The sequence below is a fragment of the Pseudomonas putida genome, assembly GCF_030159595.1.
GTDB classification, from domain to species: Bacteria; Pseudomonadota; Gammaproteobacteria; order Pseudomonadales; family Pseudomonadaceae; genus Aquipseudomonas; species Aquipseudomonas putida_AC.
Genome location: NZ_BSKJ01000010.1, coordinates 190,941 through 216,254, shown reverse-complemented (window position 1 = coordinate 216,254; position 25,314 = coordinate 190,941). Strand labels below are relative to the sequence as shown.

Annotated in this window: 17 protein-coding genes and 2 pseudogenes; 12 read left to right on the top strand and 7 right to left on the bottom strand. The window is 63.0% G+C overall.

The genetic code is table 11. From position 1 onward, the window contains the following. The first annotated feature begins 27 nt into the window (after positions 1 to 27). The 3 genes from QQL85_RS21635 (at position 28) to QQL85_RS21625 (ending at position 4,395) form a co-directional block, all read left to right on the top strand. Positions 28 to 270, top strand: coding sequence for a DUF1272 domain-containing protein (locus tag QQL85_RS21635; protein WP_284356053.1), 243 nt, complete (start codon positions 28 to 30; stop codon positions 268 to 270). 221 nt (positions 271 to 491) lie between these two features. Beyond that, positions 492 to 1,106, top strand: coding sequence for a response regulator transcription factor (locus QQL85_RS21630; protein ID WP_284356054.1), 615 nt, complete (start codon positions 492 to 494; stop codon positions 1,104 to 1,106). A 13-nt stretch (positions 1,107 to 1,119) separates the two neighbouring features. Continuing rightward, on the top strand, positions 1,120 to 4,395 hold the full coding sequence (locus QQL85_RS21625; RefSeq protein WP_284356055.1) for a transporter substrate-binding domain-containing protein: 3,276 nt from the start codon (positions 1,120 to 1,122) through the stop codon (positions 4,393 to 4,395). On the opposite strand, the pseudogene QQL85_RS26845 reads toward QQL85_RS21625, so the two are convergent. The 3 genes and pseudogenes from QQL85_RS26845 to QQL85_RS21615 all read right to left on the bottom strand — a co-directional run. Next, a pseudogene (locus QQL85_RS26845) lies at positions 4,370 to 4,801 on the bottom strand (methyl-accepting chemotaxis protein); the annotation flags it as partial. The gene QQL85_RS21625 and the pseudogene QQL85_RS26845 overlap by 26 nt on opposite strands. A gap of 105 nt (positions 4,802 to 4,906) precedes the next feature. After that, positions 4,907 to 5,689, bottom strand: a pseudogene (locus QQL85_RS26840) (PAS domain-containing protein); the annotation flags it as partial. A gap of 137 nt (positions 5,690 to 5,826) precedes the next feature. Beyond that, positions 5,827 to 6,846 carry a LacI family DNA-binding transcriptional regulator gene (locus tag QQL85_RS21615; protein ID WP_284356057.1) on the bottom strand — a complete coding sequence of 340 codons (1,020 nt, stop codon included), beginning with the start codon at positions 6,844 to 6,846 and terminating at the stop codon, positions 5,827 to 5,829. Positions 6,847 to 7,053: 207 nt separating this feature from the next. Between QQL85_RS21615 and QQL85_RS21610 the strand changes: the two genes are divergently transcribed. Next, positions 7,054 to 7,593 (top strand): gluconokinase, encoded by a 540-nt coding sequence (locus QQL85_RS21610; RefSeq protein ID WP_284356058.1) that lies wholly within the window; start codon positions 7,054 to 7,056, stop codon positions 7,591 to 7,593. A gap of 110 nt (positions 7,594 to 7,703) precedes the next feature. Further along, on the top strand, positions 7,704 to 9,056 hold the full coding sequence (locus tag QQL85_RS21605; RefSeq protein WP_028698893.1) for a GntP family permease: 1,353 nt from the start codon (positions 7,704 to 7,706) through the stop codon (positions 9,054 to 9,056). 75 nt (positions 9,057 to 9,131) lie between these two features. On the opposite strand, the gene QQL85_RS21600 is transcribed toward QQL85_RS21605, so the two are convergent. The 4 genes from QQL85_RS21600 to QQL85_RS21585 all read right to left on the bottom strand — a co-directional run bounded on the left by QQL85_RS21600 (position 9,132) and on the right by QQL85_RS21585 (position 14,525). After that, a complete protein-coding gene (locus QQL85_RS21600) occupies positions 9,132 to 10,559 on the bottom strand; it encodes a sigma-54-dependent transcriptional regulator (protein WP_284356059.1) in 1,428 nt (475 codons plus the stop codon). Further along, positions 10,528 to 12,021, bottom strand: a complete 1,494-nt coding sequence (locus QQL85_RS21595; protein WP_284356060.1) for a sensor histidine kinase — start codon at positions 12,019 to 12,021, stop codon at positions 10,528 to 10,530. Before QQL85_RS21595 ends, QQL85_RS21600 begins: the two co-directional genes overlap by 32 nt. Positions 12,022 to 12,321: 300 nt before the next feature. Further along, positions 12,322 to 13,782 carry a sensor histidine kinase gene (locus QQL85_RS21590; RefSeq protein ID WP_284356061.1) on the bottom strand — a complete coding sequence of 487 codons (1,461 nt, stop codon included), beginning with the start codon at positions 13,780 to 13,782 and terminating at the stop codon, positions 12,322 to 12,324. A gap of 149 nt (positions 13,783 to 13,931) precedes the next feature. Beyond that, positions 13,932 to 14,525 (bottom strand): lytic transglycosylase domain-containing protein, encoded by a 594-nt coding sequence (locus tag QQL85_RS21585; protein WP_284356062.1) that lies wholly within the window; start codon positions 14,523 to 14,525, stop codon positions 13,932 to 13,934. 185 nt (positions 14,526 to 14,710) lie between these two features. On the opposite strand from QQL85_RS21585, the gene gspG reads away from it, so the two are divergent. From gspG to QQL85_RS21550, 7 genes are all read left to right on the top strand, one after another. After that, the gene (gene gspG / locus QQL85_RS21580; protein ID WP_012052184.1) at positions 14,711 to 15,136 is read left to right on the top strand and encodes a type II secretion system major pseudopilin GspG; all 426 of its coding nucleotides are present in this window, start codon (positions 14,711 to 14,713) and stop codon (positions 15,134 to 15,136) included. A gap of 11 nt (positions 15,137 to 15,147) precedes the next feature. Further along, the gene (locus tag QQL85_RS21575) at positions 15,148 to 16,338 is read left to right on the top strand and encodes a type II secretion system F family protein (protein WP_284356063.1); all 1,191 of its coding nucleotides are present in this window, start codon (positions 15,148 to 15,150) and stop codon (positions 16,336 to 16,338) included. A 184-nt stretch (positions 16,339 to 16,522) separates the two neighbouring features. Continuing rightward, the gene (mexE, locus tag QQL85_RS21570; protein ID WP_019099270.1) at positions 16,523 to 17,764 is read left to right on the top strand and encodes a multidrug efflux RND transporter periplasmic adaptor subunit MexE; all 1,242 of its coding nucleotides are present in this window, start codon (positions 16,523 to 16,525) and stop codon (positions 17,762 to 17,764) included. Positions 17,765 to 17,776: 12 nt separating this feature from the next. After that, complete coding sequence (locus QQL85_RS21565; RefSeq protein WP_284356064.1) at positions 17,777 to 20,956, top strand: efflux RND transporter permease subunit; 3,180 nt, start codon at positions 17,777 to 17,779, stop codon at positions 20,954 to 20,956. Continuing rightward, positions 20,953 to 22,368, top strand: a complete 1,416-nt coding sequence (locus QQL85_RS21560) for an efflux transporter outer membrane subunit (protein ID WP_284356065.1) — start codon at positions 20,953 to 20,955, stop codon at positions 22,366 to 22,368. The genes QQL85_RS21565 and QQL85_RS21560 overlap by 4 nt, the downstream gene beginning before the upstream one ends. Before the next feature lie 191 nt (positions 22,369 to 22,559). Continuing rightward, entirely contained in the window at positions 22,560 to 23,615 is a 1,056-nt protein-coding gene (locus QQL85_RS21555) for a tetratricopeptide repeat protein (protein WP_284356066.1), read from the top strand. Between the two features lie 79 nt (positions 23,616 to 23,694). Further along, positions 23,695 to 25,311, top strand: coding sequence for a response regulator (locus tag QQL85_RS21550; protein ID WP_284356067.1), 1,617 nt, complete (start codon positions 23,695 to 23,697; stop codon positions 25,309 to 25,311). Positions 25,312 to 25,314 lie beyond the last annotated feature (3 nt).

The window sequence follows — 25,314 nt, the reverse complement described above, 5'->3', positions numbered from 1 at the left end:
TCCCGCCTGCGAACAGGAGTTACGCCCATGCTGGAATTACGCCCCAACTGCGAGTGCTGCGATACCGACCTGCCGGGCGACAGCCCCAACGCGTTGATCTGCTCCTTCGAATGCACCTTCTGCCGCACCTGCGCCGAAAGCCGCTTCCAGGGCCGTTGCCCGAACTGCTCCGGCCAACTGGTGGCCCGTCCGACGCGGGTCGACCGGGCGTTGGCCAACAACCCCGCCTCGACCCAGCGCGTAAACAAACCGCATGCGGCCTGCGTCTGACCGACCGGCGAAAACCGGCATCACCGCTTTGACAGGGTGATGTCTTTCCTGCTTTTTGTAGGATTTTTCAACAACAAGTGCGGGTAATTTCAACACTTCTATACTCGGCATTACCAAACTTCGGGATTGGTCGTATCTTGCAGCGCTTCCGATTAACCCACTTGCAGACGTATTCCTGAGTGATCCAGGAAGCGGACCACATCCCGACAGGAGTTTTCCCCATGACAACCGTGCTGATCGTCGACGACCACCCTATCGTCCGGCTGTCCTTGCGCCTACTGCTCGAGCGCGAGCGCTTCCATGTCGTCGGCGAAGTCGGCAATGGCAGTGAAGTGGCGCAGGTGGCCCGCGAACTGCGCCCGGACGTGGTCATTCTCGATATCGGCCTGCCTGGGCTGGACGGCATGGAAGTCATCAAGCGCCTGCAGTGCCTGGAGCCGGTTCCGAAGATCATGGTATTGACCGGCCAGGCCACCGACCTGTATGTGCGACGCTGCCTGGATGCCGGCATCGGCGCTTTCGTCACCAAGGAAGAAGACCACGAAGCGCTGTTGTTTGCCCTCAAGGCCCTGACCAAAGGTTATTCGACCTTTCCGCAGATGTCGGTCAACAGCAATTCGCTGGAAAGCGAGCCCGTACGCCTGGCCAGCCTCTCCAACCGGGAGATGGAAGTACTGCGCCGCCTGGCGCGCGGCGAGAACAACAAGAATATCGGCACTTGCATGAACCTCAGTGCCAAGACCATCAGCACCTATCGGGGCCGCATCATGGAAAAACTCAAGACTGAATCACTGGTTGAAATGGTCGACCTGGCCAAACGCAACAGCGTCTATTGAGCGTTTGCAAACCATGAAGCGCCTGCTGGCGAGCGTCTTTCTGGCTATCGGCGTGCTTGGCTCAGCCGACTTGTTGGCCAGTAGCGAACCGCGCCAGCTGCTGGCCCGCTCGGCCAGTGCCGCCGCCCCCCTGTCGCTATCCAGCGAGGACCGGCAATGGCTACAGCGACGCCAGTACCTGGTGCTGGGCAGCTCGCGACCCGACTATCCGCCCTTTGAAATCAACGTCAGTCAGCAGGAGTATGAAGGCCTTAGCGCCGATTACGCAGGGATTATCGCCGAGCAATTGGGCATTTCCGTCGAAGTGCGGCGCTATGACAGCCGACACGAAGCGATCACGGCCTTGCGCGAGGGCAGCATCGACCTGCTGGGCAGTTCCAATGCCTTCGAGGCGGCGGACGCCCAGCTCAGCCTCAGCACCCCCTACGCTGACGACCTGCCGGTCATCGTCACCCGCAAGGGGCACAGCCTGAAGGGCACGCCTGACCTCGCCGGCCTGCGCTTGGCCATGGTCGATCATTACCTGCCCGCCGCTGCCGTTCGAACGCTGTACCCCAAAGCGCAGCTGAGCCTTTACCGCTCGACCCAGGCCGGGCTGGCGGCTGTCGAACTGGGCGAGGCGGATGCCTATCTGGGCGATGCCATCAGCACCGACTTCCTGATTGGCAGGAGTTACCAGGGCACGCTCAAGATCGACCATTTCTGCCAGGTTGCCCCTGGCACCTTTGCCTTTGCCCTGGCCGATGACAACCCACGTTTGCATCGGCTGGTCGACAAGGCGCTGGCGCGCATCAGCGAAAGCGAACGGCTGAACATCCTGCGTCGCTGGAGCAGTGGTAACACCAGCCTGCTGCTGCAGCGCCACCTGACAGCCTTGAGCGTGGAAGAAGAGGCCTGGATCGCCGCCAACCCCACCGTCAGCGTGCTGGTCAATACCTCGCTGGCCCCTTTGACATTCAACGACGCTCAGCATCGCCCCAGTGGCATTACCCTCGACCTGCTCAAGCAGATCTCACTGCGCACGGGGCTGCAGTTCTCACCCGTCGAAAGTGCTTCAGCACAGGCGATGGTGGACCGTCTGGCCCGCGGTGAAGCACAAATGATCGGGGCACTGGGCTATGGCGCTGACCGTTTGAAGCAACTGCGCTTCACCCGCCCCTATCTGGTCAGCCCGCGCGTGCTCGTCACCCGCAGCGACGTCGAATCACCTGCACAAGCCAAGGCCCTGAACGGCAAGCGCATCGCCTTGGTACGTGGCTCACCGCAACGAGCCCTGCTGCAACAGCGCTACCCGCAGGCCAAGATAATCGAAGTGGACAATCCACTCAGTCAGATGGAGGCCGTGGCCAACGGTGCCGCCGACGTTGCCCTTAGCAGCCATATCAATGCTGCCTACTACATCAGTCATGTGTTCAAGGACCGCCTGCGCATCGCCAACGTGCTCGACGACGAACCGGCCGTTGCCGCCTTCGCCATCGCCGCCGACCAACCCCAGCTTCAGGCCATTCTCGACAAGGCGCTGATGAGCATTCCGCCCGAAGAGCTCGACCAGCTGATTAACCGCTGGCGTACCAGTACTCTGGTCAGCGACAGCCCCTGGCGCGACTACCGTACCTTGGCCTTGCAGGTGCTGGTGCTGTCGGCCCTGCTACTGGCCGGCGTCATTTTCTGGAACAGCTACCTGCGTAAACTGATCAACCAGCGCACCGAGGCCCAGCACGCGTTGCAGGCGCAGTTGGCGCTGAGCCGTGGGTTGCTTGAGCAACTGCGCCAAGCCAAGGACGACGCCGAACAGGCCAGCCAGACCAAAAGCACGTTCCTGGCCACCATGAGCCACGAAATCCGTACCCCGATGAATGCCGTGATCGGCCTGCTGGAACTGGCATTGGAGGACAGCCGTGGTGGCCGATGTGACACCCAGACCTTGCAGACCGCCTACGATTCGGCAATCGGCCTGCTTGAGCTGATTGGCGATATTCTCGACATTTCCCGGATCGAATCCGGGCACATCAGCCTGCAGCCAGTGCCCACCGATCTGGTAGAACTGGTGCGCGCCACGCTGCGGGTGTTCGAAGGCAATGCACGGGCCAAAGGCCTGCACCTGCACAGCGAACTGCCGACAGAACCGGTGTGGGTGCTGGCTGACCCGCTGCGATGCAAGCAAATTCTGTCCAACCTGATCAGTAACGCCATCAAGTTCACCGACCGTGGAGACGTGCAGGCAAGCCTGCTGCTACCCAAAGTTGCCGGCCACGGCACTCTGGCAATCGAGCTGAATGTACGCGACACCGGTATCGGCATCAGCCCCGCCGACCAGGCCCGGTTGTTCAATGCATTCGTGCAGGCCGATGGCCCAAGGGCCCGCCAAGGTGCGGGCCTGGGGTTGGTCATCAGCCGTACCCTTGCCGAATTGATGGGCGGCGCCCTGACCCTGCAGAGCGTGGAAGGCGTCGGCACCCGGGTGCAAGTCGACCTGCAACTGCCCACCTGCGCAGCACCGGTACAGGTCGAACAGGACCTGCCGGCACATGAGAGCAGCAGTGGCCCGCTAAACATCCTGGTGGTCGATGACTACCCTGCCAACCTGCTGTTGCTGGAGCGGCAACTGCATACCCTGGGGCACCGCGTGACCCTGGCGGAAAATGGCGAAATCGCCTTGGCTCGCTGGCAGGCAGCGCGCTTCGACCTGGTGATTACCGATTGCAGCATGCCGGTCATGGACGGCCACGAACTCACCCGGCGCATTCGCATCCTGGAGGGTGAACGCGGCCTGCCAGCATGCAGGATTGTCGGCGTGACCGCCAATGCCCAGGCCGAGGAGCGCGCCCGCTGCCTGGCCAGCGGCATGGACGAATGCCTGTTCAAACCGATCGGCCTACGGACGCTAAAGACCCATCTGCCCCAGGTCCGCCCTCAGCAACAAAAAACACCGACAACTCGCCGTAGCGGGTTCGATCTGGCTGAATTACGCCACCTGACCCAGGACGACGAACAGCTGACGCGGCATTTGCTCGAACAACTTTCGGTAAGCGTCGCTGAAGACTTGGCCGCGTTGCGCGCCCTGGCAGCAAACGCCTCTGATGAGGCGGTGCGCGCCCTTGCACATCGCATCAAGGGCGGCGCCAAGATGATCAGGGTGCGCACCGTGGTCACGGACTGCGAAGCCATCGAACAAGCGCACGCACAGGGGCTGCCGACGGTCGAGCAGCGCGCACTGCTGCAAACCAGCCTGCAGGCCCTGCTTGACGAAATGCGCGATGCGCTCAATGCAATTGCAGCGTCGAACTGATCTGGCTGATGGCATCTACCACATGCCGTGAGCCTTGCTGAATCTCCATGATCACCGTACCCGCTTCGTTGGCCAACGCAACGCCGTGACCCGTGCGGTTCAGGCTTGACTGCATGCTGGCAACGGCCAGTAGCGACAGGTCGTGGTTTTGCCGCACCACATCGACAATTTCCAGGGTGGCCTTGCTGGTTCGCGCCGCCAGGTTGCGCACCTCGTCGGCCACCACCGCAAAGCCTCGCCCGTGCTCGCCAGCACGGGCGGCTTCGATCGCTGCATTCAGGGCCAGCAGGTTGGTCTGGTCGGCGATGCCGCGAATGGTCAGCACGATCTGCCCGATCACATCCGATTGCCTGCTTACCGCGTCGATGCTGCGCGCGGCGTCGTTAAGCTCCTGGGAAATCTGCTCGATCACCTGCACTGCCTGTTGCACGACTTCGGTACCCTTGCGCGCGCAGGCGTCGGTCTGCATGGAACTGGCATGGGCGGCATCAGCGGCGTGCTGCTGGGTGCAGACCTGGCGGGTAATGTCACTGGCGAACTTCACGACCTTGTGCAAGCGGCCCTTGCTATCGAAGATGGGGTTGTAGGAGGCCTCCAGATAGACCATCTGGCCATGCTTGTTGATACGCTCGAAACGGTGCGAATGGTATTCGCCGCGGTTAAGCGATGCCCAGAATTCGCGGTACTCGCCCGACTCGCGTTCGTGCGGCAGGCAGAACAGACCGTGATGTCGACCGACCACCTCCTCCAGGCGATAGCCCATGGTGTCGAGGAAGTTCTGGTTGGCCTTGATCACCCGGCCTTGGGGGGTGAACTCGATCACCGCCATGGAGCGGCTGATGGCCTTGAGCAGGTTCTCGCTTTCATGCTCCTGCACCACCCGCTGGCTGATGTCGGCTGCCACCTTGATCACGCTGGTGACCTGACGCTGCTCGTCCAGCACCGGCATATAGCTGGCCTCCAGCCAGACCTCGCGCCCGGCCTTGTCGAGGCGCTCGAAGGTGCCGCTGATAGCCTTGCCCTGCCCCAGTTCACGCCACAGTTGCTGGTATTCGGCACTTTTTGCGTAGTCTGGCTCACAGAACAGCCGGTGGTGCTTGCCACGCAGCTCGTCAACGCTGTAACCCATGGCCTGGCAAAAACGCTCGTTGGCATCGAGAATGGTGCCATCGGGGGCGAATTCGATCATCGCCATGGAGCGGCTGATAGCGGCGAGTTTGGCCTGTGCGGTGGCCAAAGCCTGGTGGCTGCGCTGGATCTCGACCAAATCGGACTTACGGTGGAAATCGAACATGACGCCGGGCTCCTTTATGCGCGGTTTCATGAGCATAGATCGCCATCATTAGCATGCAAGCACAATGCTATCACTTTGTAATTACTACATTTTCATTGCCGAGGGCGTCTACACGTTCACCGCGCAGGCCTCGAAGTTCAGGAGCTTTCCCGGACCATCAACTCAAAGCCCAAGTCCTGCTGCGCGTTCGGCACCCGCTTGCCATCGAGCAACGCCAGCAGCGCCTGCGCCGCCCCACGCCCCACGGCAGCCCGCGGCGTGCGAATCGAAGTCAGCCGCGGCACCATGTGCGCCGAGGCCGGCAAATCGTTGAACCCGACCATTGCCACCTGGCGAGGGACCTCCACCCCCTGGCGCAAGGCCTGCAGCACCGCGCCCTGGGCCAGGTCGTCGTTACAGAAGAAGATACCGTCGACATCCGGCGCCTGTTGCATCAGTTGGCTAAACAGTGCACTGCCCAGGGCAATCGACGAAGGTTCCGGCGCCAGTACCTCCAGCTCGGTTGCCTGCAAACCGGCCTCGGCCAACGCCTGGCGGAAACCTTCTGCCCGTTGCATCACGCGCGGGTCGAGCTGCGCGGCAATGAATGCCAGGCGCTTGCGCCCGCGCTCGATCAGGTGCCTGGCAGCAGCACGCCCGGCCTGCTGCTGCGAGAAACCTACCGACAGTGCCCCAGGTTCGCCATTGAGCTCCATCATGTGCACACAAGGCACGCCACTGGCGGCCAGCATCTGGCGCGCAGCATCGCTGCGCTCGAAACCGGTCAGCAGCATGCCGCAGGGCTGGTAGGCGAGGTAGTTGCGGATCAGGTTCTCTTCTTCGGCAAGGTCGTAGTGATAGTTGCCGATCAGCACCTCGAGCCCACGCGGGCGCATGACCTCGTGAATGGCCTCCAGGGTATCGATGAACAGCTGGTTGGACAGTGACGGGATCAACACCACCACCGACTGGCTACGCGCCGAGGCCAGCGCCCGGGCCGCCGGGTTGGCCACATAGCCAAGGCTGGCCGCTGCGGCGACAACCTTTTCCACCAGTTGCGGCGCAACCGTGCTGACCCCGCGCAGGGCGCGCGAGGCGGTAATCGGGGAAACCCCGGAAAGCCTGGCAACTTCTGCCAGGGTAGGACGACCTGTAGTACGGGAGCCGGTGCGGGACATGGATGTTGTAATTTTACTACTTGCAAGGAGAGGGAACGGCCACTAAGGTAGCGCTGTCTCAGGACGCAGGCAATGTAATCTTTGGTAGCAGCCACCACGCGCTCGCCACCAGGCGTCCATACTGCGTAAGGACAAGACCAATAACACCGGGGAGGTGGCTGTTCGTCGATGACGAGACAGCGCTATCTCACCCCGCAGGAGGTACTGATGAATTCTCCCCTGTCCGCCATCGTGGTGATGGGCGTGGCCGGTTGCGGCAAAAGCTGCATCGGCGCTGCCATTGCCGCCAGAAGCGGCGGCCGCCTGATCGAAGGCGACGCTTTCCACCCTGCCGAAAACATCCGCAAGATGAGCGCTGGCATCCCTCTTGACGACGGCGACCGTGCCGGCTGGCTGGTGCGCCTTGGCCAGGAATTGCAGGCCACCACCCAGGCTGGAGAGCGTCCGATCCTGACCTGCTCGGCACTCAAGCGCCGCTACCGCGACACCCTGCGCGATGCCATGCCCGGGCTGCTGTTCGTGTTCCTCGAACTGTCACCTGCCGAGGCGGAAAAACGCGTCCTGGCCCGCCCTGGGCACTTCATGCCAGCCAGCCTTATCGACAGCCAGTTCGCTGCCTTGGAATCGCCACGCGGCGAGCCACTGACGCTGGCGCTGGACGCCACCCAACCCATCGAAGCGCTTGCCGAAGCGGTGGACCGCTGGCTAAAGCGCTGCGGTGAGCAGGGGCTGGCGCAAACCGCCTGACCCTGGCGGTTTTCCGGCTCACCAAAGACAGCGCTACCCCAGCCCGCAAACGCGGGCAAAGTTCCAAAAAGCTACGCCCAAAACAACGATAAGACCGAGGCCTTCAAACCATGTTCGGACTGGCTACTGATACCTTCCTGCTGCTCGACGCGCTGGTTACCATCGTCGGGCTGATCCTGCTGATCACCCACTTCAAAGTGCACCCCTTCGTCGCCCTTACCCTCGCGGCCGGCTTCCTGGGCCTGACCTCCGGCATGCCGGTGGCCAAGGTCATGAAATCGTTCCAGGACGGTTTTGGCGGCGTGTTGGGCTTTGTCGGTATCGTGCTTGCCCTAGGCACCATGCTCGGCAAGCTGATGGCCGACTCCGGGGGCGCCGACCAGATCGCGCAAACCCTCATCCGCGCCTTCGGCAAGAAGAACGTGCACTGGGCCATGATGTTCGCCGCATTCCTGGTGGGCATTCCGCTGTTCTTCGAAATCGGCTTCGTGTTGCTGATTCCTCTGGTATTCATCGTCGCCCGCCGCTCCGGGGTGTCGCTGGTGAAAATCGGCATTCCGCTGCTGGCCGGCCTTTCGGTGGTGCACGGCCTCGTCCCGCCGCACCCAGGCCCGCTGCTGGCGATCGGCATCTTCCACGCCGATATCGGCAAAACCATCTTCTACGGCCTGATCGTGGCGTTGCCCACGGCGATCATCGCCGGCCCGCTGTTTGGTAACTTCATTTCCCGCTACATCCCGGGCAACCCGTCGCAGGAACTGATGGACCAGATCGCGAAGGAGTCCGACCAGGGCAACCTGCCAAGCTTCAGCATCACCCTCATCACCGTGCTGCTGCCGGTGGCGCTGATGCTGCTGAAAACCTTCGCCGACGTGGTACTGCCGGCCGAGCATATCGTACGCCAGTGGATGGACCTGATCGGCCACCCCATCACCGCCCTGCTCGCGGCCCTGCTGCTGGCCTTCTACACCTTTGGTTCGGCTCGCGGCTTCAACCGCCAGCAGATCATGAAGATGCTTGACCAGAGCCTGGCCCCCACTGCAGCCATCGTGCTGATCGTGGGTGCTGGCGGTGGCTTCAAGCAAATGCTGGTGGACACCGGCGTGGGCAACGTGATCGGGCAGATGGCCGTGCAGGCGGAAATTTCACCCATCATGCTGGCCTGGCTGGTCGCTGCGGTGATCCGCATCGCTACCGGCTCCGCCACGGTTGCCACCATTACCGGTGCGGGCATCGTTGCGCCGGTGATCGACCTGGTGCCGGGGGTTAACCGTGAGCTGCTGGTACTGGCCACCGGTGCCGGCTCGCTGATCCTGTCGCATGTGAACGACGCCGGTTTCTGGCTGGTGAAGCAATACTTCAACATGACCGTGGCGGAAACCTTCAAGACCTGGAGCATGATGGAGACCATTCTCTCGGTGGTCGGCATCATCTTCATCATGTTGTTGTCGCTGGTGGTGTGACTGTCGTGTGATTGGGTTGCCAACGCGAAACCCGCATTGGCAACCCTGACGGACCGGCACCGATAGCGTCGATGTTCACCACTGACGCTTGTCTGGCCGGGTCAGCCCCAGTTTTTCGATCCGGTAACGCAGCATGTCCCGCGACAGCCCCAGCATCCGCGCCGACTTGGTCACGTTCCAGTCCGTACGGTCCAGGGTCTTGCACACCAGGTCGCGCTCCATGTCGGGTAGGCTGGTGCCCGGCTCCGGCTCGTGCCGCGGCATTTCGAACATTGCCGGCGCCTGCTGAGCTACCAGTGGCTCGTCAATCAGGGTCATGCACAGGTTCAACTGGTGCGCCTGCACCACCTCGTTCGGAGCCAGCAGCACGGTCTGTTCCAGCATGTTGCGCAGTTCGCGCACATTGCCTGGCCAACTGTAGCCCAGCATCAGGCTCTCGGCCTCGGCGGAAAAACGCAGGTTCGGCTTGCCGTAACGCCGGCCATGATGGGCCAGGAAATGCCTGGCCAGCAGCAGAATGTCCTGCCCGCGGGCATACAGGCGCGGAACCTTCAAGGCAATGATGCGCAGGCGGAAGAACAGATCGCGGCGGAACTTGCCCTGCTGCACCATCTGCTCCAGGTTGCAGTTGGTGGCGCTGATCACCCGCAGGTCAACCTTGCGCTCCTTCACCGCACCAATCCGGCGAATGCTGCGGTCCTCCAGCAGCTTGAGCAGCTTGGCCTGCAGCACCAGGTCCATCTCGCCGATCTCGTCAAGGAACAACGTGCCGCCATCGGCAGCCTCCACCAAGCCTACCCGGCGCTCCTTGGCGTCGGTGAATGCGCCCTTCTCGTGGCCGAACAGTTCGGCCTCCAGCAGGTTGGCGGGGATCGAGGCACAATTGAACTCGATGAACGGTCCCTTGCTGCGCGTGCCATCAAAATGCAGCGCGCGGGCCACCAGTTCCTTGCCGGTGCCGGTCTCGCCTTCGACGAGCACAGGTGGCAGGTCGTCACTGGCCATACGCCGTTCGGCATCCAGCACCTGGCGCAGGGTGTGCTTGAGGGTAAGCATCGTTGGCGACTCGCCGATCAACGCCTGCAACCCGGACTTCTGCGCCTCGCGCTCCTGATAGAACGACAGCGTGCGTTCCATGCGCTCGGCAGCCAGGGCCTTGTCCAGCGTCAGTTTGAGTTCGGCCAGTACCACGGGCTTGCTCAGGTAATGAAAAGCGCCCTCCTTCATCGCCTGCACGGCGTCTTCGACATTGCCGTAGCCCGTCATCATGATCACTTTCAGGTCCGGCACCTGTGCCACCAAGGTCCGCAGCAGGTCGTGCCCGCTCATGCCCGGCAGCGAGTTGTCGGTCAGCACCGCGTCGGGCCGGGCCCGCTTGATCTGCTCCAGCGCCAGCTCCGCGCTGTGGCATACGGTGACCTCGTAGCCCTTGAGGCTGAGGTAGGTGCGAATGTTGTCGGCGAGAATTTCATCATCCTCGACTACCAGGATGCTGTGCTCCATGGTCCCCTCCCGCTGCGATATTGAATGTAAGGCTGACGCGGGTTCCTTCCTCTTCGCGGCTGCTCAGGCTGACCGAGCCGCCAAAACGTTCCATGATGCGTTTGACCAGGGCCAGGCCTACACCGAGTCCACCCTGTTTGGTCGTGAAGAACGGTTTGAATACCATCCGTTCCTGCTGTTGGCTCATGCCCTTGCCCGTGTCGGTGAGCACGAACTCGGCACGCAGGCCTTCCTGCACATTGACCTGGGCATTGAGCATACCGCCGGAGGGCATGGCCTCCAGGGCATTGGAAAACAGGCTGTTGAGAATTTGCGTCAGCTGCAACGGCTGGCTGGCCACCCACTGCATGTCAGGCCCTTCGAAATGGAAGCGCACGCCGTTTCGCTCGATCTGCTGGGCGAAGGCCAGGTGGGTGTCCTCGATGGCGGCCACCAGGTCCACGGCTTCGGGTTCGTCGCTGGCCGGGCGCAACGACACCAGCAAGTCGCGCACCCAGCGCGACATACGGTCGACCTGGCTGATGATGTCGGTGATGTTCTTCTGCGCGGCAACGTTGGCGGTTTCCTGGGCCAGCTCGGCGCTTGAACGGATGTTGGCCAGCGGGTTGCGCAAGCTGTGGGCTACCGCCGACGACATTTCGCCCAGCGCCACATAGGTTTCGCTGGCCACCAGCCGGTCCTGTTGCAGGTGCAGCATCTGCGCGGCCCGGCGCACGATCCAGAACAGCCCGAAGTAGATGAGCGCCCCGCCCACCAAGGTCGAGGCCCAGATCAGCACATAACCACGCTGGATACGCCGTACCAGGTCCTGCGGCTCCTTGTAGATTTCCACCATGGCCAAAACCTGCTCGCCCTGGCTGTCGAACAGCGGAATGTAGTTCTCGATGAACAGGTAGCGCGGTTCACGCTGAAACTTCTGTTCTTCCCGATCTTCCTCGGCCTTGTGATAGCTGGCCGACACCGCCTTGCGCGACCGGAAGGCACGGTCGAGGTCGCCATCGGCTTCTATCCGCTTGCCGATCAGCTCGACGTTGGTGGACCAGACGATGGTGCGGTCGCGGGCGTAGACATTGGCCAACAAGGTATCTGGCAGGTGCTCGACATGGTCCAGGAACTCGACCCGGGTCGATTCGGCCAGTGCGGGGGTGAACTGCAGGTGCTGCAGGTCCAGACGCGGGTCGAGCAGCTCCCCCATGGTGGTGCCTGGCGGCAACTGCGAATGGCGTACCTCGGCCTGGGCCATGGCCTGAATGAACTGCGCGGTAAGCATCGCATCGCGCTGCACGCTGTCGCGTACCACGAAACGCGTTGACACATAGCCCAGCCCACCCGCCACGGCGGTGATGATCAACAGGCTGATGACCGAAAACCACCGCAGCAGGTTGAACTCACGCAATGGCACTGCCAGACCACTGGCGGTCGCACCGGGCTTGTCGCGAACTTCGTTTTCCAGCATCTGCATCGCGTGGTTCCCGCACAGGGCGTCCGTTCAGAAATGCCTCAAGGCCCACACCAACAGCCAATTGAAAGCACCCCGCCTGGGCAGCCTGATAGCTGCCGTTTGTTGCGTGTTGCGCTCTGCACATCACATAGCAAGAACTTGGCCAACCAGTAACAAAAAACTATAAATCCTTATAATTCAGTATTTTAATAAGTATTGTTAAGTACATTTTGAGGAAAAACCCCCACATCTGGGTAATTTTCACCCAAATCCTATCAAGCTGTTAAATATCAATAACTTATATATACTTCTTAATGTTTATCACACGCTAGCTGCCAGGCGGAACGTCAACGATACCCGCGTACCATGCCCCTCACTGCTGCTGAGCCGAACCGAACCGCCGAAGCGCTCCATGATGCGTTTCACCAGCACCAGCCCCACCCCTAGCCCACCCTGTTTGGTGGTGAAGAACGGCCGGAAGGCCATGCGCTGCTGCTCTTCGCTCATACCCTTGCCATTGTCGGACAGGCGCAGTGTCAGGCAGCGCCGGTTCTGGCGCACTACCTCGATCCGCAGACGCCCGCCCTGTTCCATGGACTCCAGGGCATTGGCAACCAGGCTGCTGAAGACCTGCCGCAGTAACGCCGGGTGCCCCAATACCTGCACTGCCGGTAACGGTTGCAGGTCAAGGCTTACCCCACCGCGTGCCAACGGCACGGCGTAGGTCTGCAAGCTTTCCTGCAAAGCCTGTGGCAAGTCCACCGCCACCGCCTCGTCGTTCAGCGGGCGCAGGGACTGCAGCATCTGGCGGATCCACTGCGACATGCGATCGACCTGGCTGATGATGTCGTTGACCTGGCGTTGCGCCGGGCCATCGTCGAACGCCTGGGCCAGTTCGGCGCTCGAGCGGATACTCGCCAGCGGGTTGCGCAGGCTGTGGGCCACCGCCGACGATACCTCGCCCAGTGCAACATAAGTTTCGTTGTTGATCAGCCGCTTCTGCTGCACGGCCAGCAACCGCGCGGCACGGTGCATGATGCCGTACAGGCCGATGTAGACCAGCGCGGCACCCACGGTGATAGCCAGCCATATCAGGATCAGGCCATGCTCGATGCGCACGATCAGGTCATGGGGCTCTTTATAGATTTCGACCATTGCCGTGACGTTCTCGCCATCGGCATCGAACAGCGGAATATAGTTTTCGATGAACAGCTGTTCGGGCGGTGTAACGAATTTCTGCTCCGCGCGGGCCTGTTCGAAGTTATGGTAGCTGGCCGAGACCCGCATCTTGTACTCGAAAGCCCGCTCCAGGTCGTCGTCGCCATTGATCAGCTTGCCGATCAGCGCCGGGTTGCTGGACCAGATCACCGTACGGTCCGGCGCATAGATATTGGCCAGCAGCATGTCCGGCAGGTGGGCGATATGGTCGAGGAACTCGCCGCGCGCCTTGCGCCGGGCATCCGGGTCGACGTCGGGCAAGTTGCTGCGGTCGGTGCGCGGATCAAGCAGCTCGCCCATGGTACGCACGTTGGGGATCGACACATGGCGTACTTCGGCGTCGGCGATGGAGGTGATGAACTGCGCGGTGAGCAAGGCATCGCGCTCCACGCTCTCATCGATGATGAAACGGCTGGAAATCAGCCCTAGTCCGGCAGCCACCGACAGGATGATGGCCAGGCTGACCCAGGCATACCAACGTAGAAGGTTGAAAGGCTTGCGCGGGGCGGCCAGCTCGTTACCGGCAGGCACTTCGATGGTCTCGGAACGAGGGGCGATGTCCATGGCGGACTCCACATCTAGGCACCTTCAGAAGGTTATAGCCCAGAGTTGGGGAAACCATAGTATTAAATTGATGGCATCCGCCGAAGGGTAACGTTTTTTTCACTTCGCACAGCCGGTCACTGCAGAAACGGCAGCCGTACCTGACGCCGTCAGAGAGAGCCATCATCTGCCAGCCCCTGCAATTTGCGATATTCGCGCAGCACAGCAGGCACATAGCGCCGGGTCTCGGCGAACGGCGGCACCGCGCCCCGCCGCATGACGGCATCTGGCCCTGCATTGTAAGCCGCCACGGCCAGGGTGATGTCGTTGTCAAACAGGGTGAGCATGCGCTTCAGGTAGCGTGCCCCACCCTGCACGTTGTCTTCCGGGTCCAGGCGGTCTTCCACGCCCATCTCGCGGGCGGTATCGGGCATCAGCTGCATCAACCCCACCGCACCCGCCGGCGAACGGGCCTTGGGGTTGTAGCCGGACTCGGCCTTGATCAGCGCGTGCAGCAATGCGGGGGGCACGTTGTGGATGCGCGCTGCGGTGGCGACCACCTCGGCATAAGGGCGGCCGGTGATCATCTGCGCGTTGGACGGCCCAGCCTGGGCCAGCGGTTCGTTGATTACCTTTTCATAGTGGCGTCCGGGTCGATGGACGTTGGTCAGTACATAGCCACCCTTGGCATCGATTGAGATGTACACATCAGCCTGAGCAGCCCCTGCCGCCAGCCAGATCAAACCGAGGATGAGTCCACGCATGACGGTTGCCTCTTCGTCGTGGCCCCCGATGTGGGGGAAATGCCCCGGAAAACCCGAGGTCGATGACCACGACGCAAGCACTGTGCCGCTTCCTGTGCCGCATGGCGCAAGGCCCCGAGGCAGACGTGCACGGCTGTTGCATGGTGCCTGTCAACGCGTGTTCCCATGCAGTGGAGGGCTTCACCATGCAGCGCAGAACCAACCCGCAACGTGGCTTCACCCTGCTCGAACTTCTGGTGGTACTGGTGGTGCTTGGCCTGCTGGCCGGCATCGTCGCGCCCAAATACTTCAGCCAGCTCGGCCGCTCCGAAGCCAAGGTGGCACGGGCGCAGATAGAAGGGTTGAGCAAGGCGCTGGATTTGTATCGCCTGGAAGTCGGCCATTACCCCAACAGTGAGCAAGGCCTGCAGGCCCTGGTAGTCGCCCCCAGTGGCGAAGCACGCTGGACCGGCCCTTACCTGCAGAAGGCCGTGCCGCAGGACCCGTGGGGCCGCCCATATATCTACCGGCAACCCGGGGAAAACGGCGGTGAATACGACCTGTTGTCGATGGGCAAGGACGGCCAGCCAGGTGGTGACGGGGAAAACGCCGAAGTCACCAGCTGGCAGTAAGGAGAGCGGCCATGCGCTACAGCCTCAAGGCCCTGGGCAGACAGGGCGTGGTGCAGTTGCAGATCGACGCCGAAGACGCCGACCAGGCCCGCCGTCAGGCCGAAGACCAGGGCCTGCGCGTACTCAGCCTGCGCGGCAACGGCGGCGCATTGCGCAACATGGCCTGGCGCCGTGAGGCGGCGTTTGATCTGGTGCTGTTCAGCCAGGAACTGTCGACCCTGCTCAATGCCGGCCTGCCGCTGATCGACGCACTGGAAAGCTTGGCAGAAAAGGCCCCCGCTGCCGCCACGCGCAAGGTGCTGGCCGAACTGGTACGTCAGCTGTACGAAGGGCGCTCGCTGTCCCAGGCCCTTGGTCAGCAATCCCGGGTATTCCCGCCGCTGTATGTGGCGCTGGTGCAGTCCAGCGAACGCACCGGTGCGTTGGGCGACGCCCTTGCCCGCTACATCAGCTATCGCCAGCGCCTGGACCTGGTGCGGCAGAAGCTGGTGGGCGCATCGGTGTACCCGTTGCTGCTGTTGCTGGTAGGTGGCGGCGTGGTGCTGTTCCTGCTCGGCTATGTGGTACCGCGTTTCAGCCAGGTGTTCGAAGGCATGGGCACCGAGTTGCCTTGGCTGTCACGGGTGTTGATGCAGATCGGTCTGTTTCTGCACGCGCAGCAACTGCCGCTGGCCCTGGGCACTGCAGGTGGCGTCACGGCGCTGTGGCTGCTGCGCCGCCACCCTCGGGTACGACGCTGGGCATCTTGTCAGTTGCGCCGGCTGCCAGCGCTGCACCAACGTTTGATGATGTACGAGCTGGCGCGCTTCTATCGCTCGCTGGGCATCCTGCTGCAAGGTGGCATTCCCATCCTCACCGCCATGGGCATGGCCCGCGGCCTGCTCGGCAGTGCCGCAGGCCAAGGCCTGGCACAGGCCAGCCAGCGGGTGGGCGAAGGGCTGCCGCTGTCCGATGCGCTGGAGGCCGGGCACCTGGTTACACCCGTTTCGCTGCGTCTGCTGCGGGCCGGCGAGCAGTCGGGCAACCTGGGCGAGATGCTGGAGCGCTGCGCCGACTTCCACGACCAGGAAATCGGCCGCTGGGTGGAATGGTTCGTCAAACTGTTCGAACCGCTGCTGATGACGTTCATCGGCCTGCTGATCGGCCTGATCGTGATCCTGATGTACATGCCGATATTCGAACTGGCTTCAAGCATTCACTGAGACACCAGGCCCAGGCTTTCGGGTGACGTGGTGCGGTCATGTTCACATCTTTACAATCGCCCACGTCGATGTTTGATCCCCACCTATCATTCAGCGTGATAATAACCTTCGCCCCGTTCGATTCGTGCCTCACGCGCAACACACTCACACTCCGCCCACTACTAATACATTGGCGGAGTTCTCCATGGAACAATCACTCAAACCCTTGCGCTTCCCCCTCGCTGCCCTGGCAGTGGTGGTGATCAGCGCTTGCGGTCGAACCCCCGACGCCGTGCAGGCTCCCGCCGCGCCGAAGGTCAGTGTGGCCAAGGTGATCGAGCAACCGATCAACGAATGGGACGAGTTCACCGGCCGCCTTGAAGCCCCGGAAACCGTCGAAGTACGCCCACGGGTCTCCGGCCAGATCGATCAGGTGGCCTTCACCGAAGGCGCCCAGGTCAAGAAAGGCGACCTGCTGTTCCAGATCGACCCACGCCCGTTCCAGGCTGAAGTCCGCCGCCTTGAAGCCCAGCTGCAACAGGCCAAGGCCACTGCCATTCGCAGTGCCAACGAAGCCCGCCGTGGCGAACGCCTGCGTGACAGCAACGCCATCTCCGCCGAGCTCGCCGAATCGCGCAGCAGCGCTGCCGCCGAAGCCCGTGCCGGGGTCGATGCCATTCAGGCCCAGCTCGACCTGGCACGCCTTAACCTCAGCTTCACCCGTGTCACCGCGCCTATCAGCGGCCGCGTCAGCCGTGCCGAGTTCACCGCCGGCAACATCGTCAGCGCCGATGTCACCCCGCTGACCAGCGTGGTATCCACCGACAAGGTCTACGCCTACTTCGACGCCGACGAGCGCGTGTACCTCAAGTACACCCAGCTGGCACGCGAAGGCCAGCGTGGCCAGAGCACCCCGGTGTACCTGGGCCTGACCAACGAAAGCGGCAACCCGCACCTGGGCCAGATGAACTTCGTCGACAACCAGGTCAACCCGCGCACCGGCACCATCCGTGGCCGTGCGGTGTTCGACAACAGCGACGGCCAGTTCACGCCGGGCCTGTATGCGCGCCTGAAACTGGTGGGCAGCGCCCAGTACGACGCCGTGCTGATCAACGACGAAGCCGTGGGCACCGACCTTGGCAAGAAGTTCGTGCTGGTCATGGACAAGGACAACAAGGCTGCCTACCGCGCCGTGGAGCTGGGGCCGAAGCTGGAAGGCCTGCGCATCGTGCGCAGTGGCCTGGGCAAGGATGACCGCATCGTGGTCAAGGGCCTGCAACGCGTGCGCCCTGGTTCACCTGTCACGCCGGAAGAAACCCAGATGGCCAGCGAACAGACCCTCGCCGCCCTCGCCCAGCAGCGCCAGGCCCTGGAGGCCAGCAACCCGGCGCCGAAGGTGGCGGGCAACAATGTGAAAGTCGCCAGCGCCCAGGCGCCACGCGGTTAAGGGACCACACCGATGAACTTCTCGAAATTCTTCATTACCCGGCCAATCTTCGCCGCGGTGCTGTCGCTGGTGCTGCTGATTGCGGGTTCGATCTCGCTGTTCCAGCTGCCGATCAGCGAATACCCCGAAGTGGTGCCGCCCACCGTGGTGGTGCGCGCCAACTTCCCCGGTGCCAACCCCAAGGTCATCGGCGAAACCGTCGCCGCGCCGCTGGAGCAGGCCATCACCGGTGTGGAGAACATGCTGTACATGTCCTCCCAGTCCACCGCGGACGGCAAGCTGACGCTGACCATCACCTTCGCCCTGGGCACCGACCTGGACAACGCCCAGGTACAGGTGCAGAACCGCGTCACCCGCACCCAGCCCAAGCTGCCCGAGGAAGTGACCCGCATCGGTATCACCGTCGACAAGGCCTCGCCCGACCTGACCATGGTCGTGCACCTGACCTCGCCGGACAACCGCTACGACATGCTCTACCTGTCCAACTACGCCATCCTCAACATCAAGGACGAGCTGGCGCGTCTGGGCGGTGTGGGCGACGTGCAGCTGTTCGGCATGGGCGACTACTCGCTGCGCGTGTGGCTGGACCCGAACAAGACCGCTTCGCGCAACCTCACCGCCAGTGATGTCGTCGCTGCAATCCGCGAGCAGAACCGCCAGGTGGCCGCTGGCCAGCTGGGCGCCCCGCCCGCCCCCGGTTCCACCAGTTTCCAGCTGTCGATCAACACCCAGGGCCGTCTGGTCAACGAGGAAGAGTTCGAGAACATCATCATCCGTGCCGGTGCCGATGGCGAGATCACCCGCCTGAAGGACATCGCCCGCGTCGAGCTTGGCTCCAGCCAGTACGCCTTGCGCTCGCTGCTGAACAACCAGCCGGCCGTGGCCATCCCGATCTTCCAGCGCCCCGGTTCCAACGCCATCGAGATCTCCGACGAAGTGCGGGCGAAAATGGCCGAGCTGAAGAAGGACTTCCCGGAAGGGATGGACTACAGCATCGTCTATGACCCGACCATCTTCGTGCGCGGTTCCATCGAAGCGGTGGTGCACACCCTGTTCGAAGCGCTGGTGCTGGTGGTGCTGGTGGTGATCCTGTTCCTGCAAACCTGGCGTGCCTCGATCATCCCGCTGCTGGCCGTGCCGGTGTCGCTGATCGGTACCTTTGCAGTCATGCACCTGTTCGGCTTCTCGCTCAACGCCTTGTCACTCTTCGGCTTGGTGCTGGCCATCGGTATCGTGGTGGACGACGCCATCGTCGTGGTGGAGAACGTCGAACGAAACATAGGCCTGGGCCTGAAACCGCTTGAGGCCACGCAAAAGGCCATGAGCGAAGTGACCGGGCCGATCATCGCCACCGCCCTGGTGCTGTGCGCCGTGTTCGTACCTGCTGCATTCATTTCCGGCCTTACCGGGCAGTTCTACAAGCAGTTCGCCCTGACCATCGCCATTTCCACCGTGATCTCGGCATTCAACTCGCTGACGCTGTCGCCGGCCCTGGCTGCCGTGTTGCTGAAGGACCACCATGCGCCCAAGGACCGTTTCTCGCGGTTCCTCGACAAGCTGCTGGGCAGCTGGCTGTTCTCCCCGTTCAACCGGTTCTTCGACCGCGCCAGCCACAGCTACGTCGGTGGTGTGCGCCGTGTCATCCGCTCCAGCGGCATCGCCCTGTTCGTGTACGCTGGCCTGATGGGCCTGACCTACCTGGGCTTCTCGTCCACGCCGACCGGCTTCGTGCCGGCCCAGGACAAACAGTACCTGGTGGCCTTCGCCCAACTGCCAGATGCGGCCAGCCTGGACCGCACCGAAGCGGTGATCAAGCGCATGAGTGAAATCGCCCTGAAGCAGCCAGGCGTTGCCGACTCGGTAGCCTTCCCGGGCCTGTCGATCAACGGTTTCACCAACAGCCCGAACAGCGGCATCGTGTTCACCCCGCTCAAGCCGTTCGATGAGCGCAAGGACCCGAGCCAGTCGGCGGCAGCCATCGCGGCTGCACTGAATGCCCAGTTCGCCGATATCCAGGACGCCTACATCGCCATCTTCCCACCGCCGCCGGTACAGGGTCTGGGCACGATTGGTGGTTTCCGCCTGCAAATCGAGGACCGTGGCAACCTGGGTTACGAAGCGCTGTACAAGGAAACCCAGAACATCATCGCCAAGAGCCACAACGTGCCAGAGCTGGCAGGCCTGTTCACCAGCTACCAGGTCAACGTGCCGCAGGTCGATGCCGCCATCGACCGGGAAAAGGCCAAGACCCACGGCGTGGCGATCACCGACATCTTCGACACCCTGCAGGTTTACCTGGGCTCGCTGTACACCAACGACTTCAACCGCTTTGGCCGCACCTATCAGGTCAACGTCCAGGCTGAACAGCAGTTCCGCCTCGATGCCGAGCAGATCGGCCAGCTGAAGGTGCGCAACAACCTTGGTGAAATGATCCCGCTGGCGACCTTCCTCAAGGTCAGCGACACCTCGGGGCCCGACCGCGTCATGCACTACAACGGCTTCATCACCGCCGAAATCAACGGTGCCGCAGCCCCAGGTTACAGCTCCGGCCAGGCCGAAGCTGCCATCGAGAAGCTGCTGAAAGAGGAACTGCCCAACGGCATGACCTTCGAGTGGACCGACCTGACCTACCAGCAAATCCTCTCGGGCAACACCGCACTGCTGGTATTCCCGCTGTGCGTACTGCTGGCGTTCCTGGTACTGGCTGCCCAGTACGAAAGCTGGAGCCTGCCGCTGGCGGTGATCCTGATCGTGCCGATGACCCTGCTGTCGGCCATCACCGGTGTGATCGTGTCGGGTGGCGACAACAACATCTTCACCCAGATCGGCCTGATCGTACTGGTGGGCCTGGCGTGCAAGAACGCGATCCTGATCGTCGAGTTCGCCAAGGATGAACAAGCCAAGGGCCTCGACCCGCTGGCTGCGGTACTGGAAGCCTGCCGCCTGCGCCTGCGGCCGATCCTGATGACCTCGATCGCCTTCATCATGGGTGTGGTGCCCCTGGTGTTCAGCTCGGGTGCGGGTTCCGAAATGCGCCATGCCATGGGTGTGGCGGTGTTCTCGGGGATGATCGGCGTGACGGTGTTCGGCCTGTTCCTGACCCCGGTGTTCTTCTTCCTGATCCGCCGTTTTGTCGAGCGTCGCCAGGCCCGCAAGGCCGCACGCGTTCACTCGCTGGAGAACCCTGCATGAACCTGCTAAAACCCCTGACCCCAAGCCTGCTGGCACTGGCCCTGGCGGCCTGTGCGGTAGGCCCGGACTACCAGGCCCCGGCCACCGAACCTGCGCAGCTGAGCAGCGACGTGCAGGCCAAGGCCTACGACCGTAGCCGCTTCGAAAGCCTGTGGTGGAAACAGTTCGATGACCCGGTGCTGAACCAGCTGGTGCAGGCCTCGCTCGACGGCAACCGTGATTTGCGCGTGGCCTTCGCCCGCCTGAAATCGGCGCGTTCGATCCGTGAAGACGCCGAGAACGATCAGTTCCCGGTGGTCACCAGCCGCGCCAGCAGCGACATTGGCAAGGGCCAGATCCCTGGCCAGACCACGCAGCGGGTGAACAGCGAGCGCTACGACCTGGGCCTGGACATGGCCTGGGAGCTTGACCTGTTCGGCCGCATCCAGCGTCAGATCGAGGCCAGCGAAGCCCAGGAAGCGGTGGCCGCCGCTGACCTGCAGCAGTTGCAAGTCAGCCTGATCGCCGAACTGGTCGATGCCTACGGGCAGCTACGCGGTGCCCAGTTACGCGAAAAGATTGCCCTGGCCAACCTCAAGACCCAGCAGGAATCGCGCACCATCACCGAAACCCTGCGCGATGCCGGCGTGGGCAACGACCTGGACGTGGTGCGTGCCGATGCACGCCTGGCCGGGGTCGAAGCCACCGTGCCGCAACTGCAGGCCGAACAAGCACGTGCCCGACACCGCATCGCCACCCTGCTCGGCCAGCGCCCTGACGCGCTCAGCGTAGACCTGTCGCCCAAGGCCCTGCCGGCCATCGCCAAGGCGTTGCCGGTGGGCGACCCGGGTGAACTGCTGCGTCGCCGCCCGGACATCCGCAGCGCTGAACGCCAGCTGGCGGCGGCCACCGCCAACGTCGGCGTGGCCACGGCAGACCTGTTCCCCCGCGTCAGCCTTAGCGGCTTCCTTGGTTTTACCGCTGCGCGCGGCTCGCAGATCGGCTCCTCCGCCGCCAATGCCTGGGCGCTGGGCCCGAGCATTACCTGGGCAGCCTTCGACCTGGGCAGCGTGCGGGCCCGCCTGCGCGGTGCCAAGGCCGATGCCGAAGGGGCGTTGGCCAACTACGAGCAGCAGGTATTGCTGGCCCTGGAAGAGTCGGCCAATGCGTTCAGCGATTACGACAAGACCCAGCAGCGGCTGCTGTCGCTGATGCGCCAGAGCGACGCCAGCCGCAAGGCGGCAGAGCTGGCCTCGATTCGCTATCGCGAGGGTACGGTCGACTACCTGGTGCTGCTGGATGCCGAGCGTGAGCGGTTGAGCGCAGAAGATGCGCAGGCTCAGGGCGAAGTCGAGCTGTACCGCGGCATTGTCTCGATCTACAAGGCCCTGGGCGGCGGCTGGCAACCGGAGACAGTGGCCAGCGCACACTGATACACCCCGTTTCAACGACTCCTTTGGTTGGCTCCTCCCCCAACCGTTTGCCCCGCAGGCCTTGGTCCGCGGGGCTTTTTTATGGCAAAAGCAATTGGGGGCTGCTGCGCAGCCCCAAACTACGGTGGCTCGGTTGCATTTACCCCCCGGCTGGCCCAAGCTCTGCCCTTCCCGCCGCCACGGATCGTCCGATGCCCAGACGCAACCGCTACCTGATCGCCCTGCTGTTGTTGATTCTGGTATCGGCCCTGTTCGGCTACCTGTGGCGCGACACCCCGCCAGCCGCGCCGACCCTGCCGGCACACAGCTACGCCAAGGCACTGCGCCAGGCCCACGACGGCCAGCCCGGTGCGGCACGGGTGCTGTACCAGCAACTGCAACGTAACGACCTGCCCGCCATTCGGCGTGCGGCACTGTACGCCGAGTTGCCCAACTACCCCTCGCCGCAGGCATTGAAGCTCGCCCGCCAGGACCTGGAGCATGCCGACCCGCTGGTGCGCCGAGCGGCCATTGCGGGTATCCGCCGCCTGTTGCCGGCGGCGCAGCGTAGCCTGGTGCTTGGCCCTCTGCTCGACGACGACGAGCAAAGCGTGCGTTTTGCCGCCGTGGATGCCCTGCTGGGCCTCGACCCCGACGCCATCGGCCTGTATTTCGGCCCGCTGCAAGCAGCCCTGGAGCACTACCAACAAGCGCTGGAGCAACAGCCGGAGGATGCAGATGCCCAGGTGCACCTGGCGCGCCTGTACCTGCATGAAAACGACTACACCCAAGCCGCCACGGCCCTGCAACGAGCGCTGGCGATCGCCCCCGGCAACCTCGATGCCTTGGCGACTCAGGTGCGCCTGCTCGAGCGCCAGGGCCATCACGATGCCTCTCGACAGGTGCTGGGCCAAGCCTTGGCACTCAGTCCCGACTCGGCCTTTCTGCAGTACGAGCTAGGGCTTTGGCTGAACCGCCACGAACAGCGTGAATATGCCTTACTGGCCCTGTCCCGCGCCGTCGAACTGGAGCCGGACAACGCCGACTACCGCTATACCCTGGCAGTTACCCTGCATGAGCTGGGCCAACTCGACGCTGCGCAGAAGCAACTGGAAACCGTGCTCAATCGCCAGCCTGCCAACCGCCGGGCACGGGTGCTGCTGATTCAATACTGGAAAGAGTCCGGCCAACTGCAGAACGTGCAAGTGCTGCTGGCCGAGCTGGAGCAACAAAATCCGGACGACCCCGTGCTTCAACAGGGCTTGTAGGTAACAGCTGATATTTGTTGAACCCTGAGCCTGAGCCCAGGGTCCAGTGGATATCAGGTCATCCTACAGGAGAGTCGTGTTGGCCAATTCATTGGCGCTGGACGAACGTGCCTTGATCCTGGCACCCCCGAGGTTGGCGGCGGATACCTCGCGCCTGCTCACCTCCGCCGGCATCGACAGCCTGTGCGCGGTCGACCTGGCCAACCTGCAGGCACACCTGGCCGAAGGCGCAGGCCTGGCGATCATCGCCGAGCAGGCGTTCAGCCAAGGCCCGAGCGCAGTGCTGCAGGCCTTCATCGACCAACAACCGAGCTGGTCCGATTTGCCCATCGTGCTGGTCACCCAGGGCGCCTGGACGGCCACTGGCGTAAGCAACCATCCGGTGGGCAACCTGGTATTGCTGGTCGCCCCCTTCGAAAGCGCCCAACTGCTGCACATGACCCAATCCGCCCTGCGCAATCGCCGCAGGCAGTACCTGACACGCGACCAGCTGCATGGCCTGCAGCAACGCCTGGACACCCGACTTTTGCCGCCAGGCGAAGAACAGGAGCGCGGTGAGTTCGCCCGCTACCAGGCACGCAAGATGGAAGCCATCGGCCAACTGGCCGGCGGCGTCGCCCATGATTTCAATAACCTGCTCACCAGCATTGGCGGCAGCTTTGAATTGATCGAGCGACGCCTGCGGCAGGGCCGCAGCGACGGGCTGGACGGGGTGCTGCGCATGGGCCACGAGGCTGTATCGCGCGCCGCGCGTCTGACCCACCGCCTGCTGGCCTTCTCGTCCCGCCAGTCGCTGCACAGCCAACGCATAGACCTGCATGCCCTGCTACAGGCAAAACGCCTGAAAGCCTGCCTGACCCCCTCAGTAACCCTGCAAGTACACATGGCCAAAGGCCTCTGGGCCGTGGAAGCGGATGACCAACAGCTGCAGGAAGCCTTGAGCAACCTGATGCTCAATGCCTGCGAAGCCATGCCCAGCGGTGGCCTGCTGCGCATCGAAGCAAGCAACCTGCACCTCACCTCCGGCCAGTTCGCCAGCGGCGCCCTGGGCAATGGCGACTATGTGCGGCTTCGCATCATCGACGATGGCCAAGGCATGGCGCAAAGCACGCTGGAACATGCCTTTGAGCCGTTCTTCAGCACCAAGGCGATAGGCCAAGGCATCGGTCTTGGCCTGTCGATGGTGTACGGTTTCAGCAAGCAGTCTCATGGGCATGTCACCCTGCACAGCCAGATCGGCCAGGGTACTCAGGTAGACCTTTACCTGCCGCGCCATGCCGGCCCGGCCAGGCAATCGAGCCAGCCGGCGCAGCCTGTGCAACACGACTGCGGCCGACATGTGCTGGTCGTCGAGGACGACCCGCATGTGCGCCAGCTGTTGTGCCAAGCCCTGCGCGACGACGGGTTCACCTGCCACAGCGCCGCCAACGCCCACGAGGGGCTGAAGGTGCTGCGCTCGGCACAAACGGTAAATTTACTGGTCAGTGATGTCGGCTTACCCGGCATGAACGGCCGGCAGCTGGCCGAGATAGCCCGCAACCTGCGCCCGCACTTGCCGGTGCTGTTCATCACCGGGTATGCGGAAACGGCCATGGCCCGAGAGGGTTTCCTGGGGGCGGGCATGAACTTGATCTGCAAGCCGTTCGAGCTGAAGCAGCTGCAAGCACAGGTAACGCAGATTCTTGGCAAGCCGTGATGC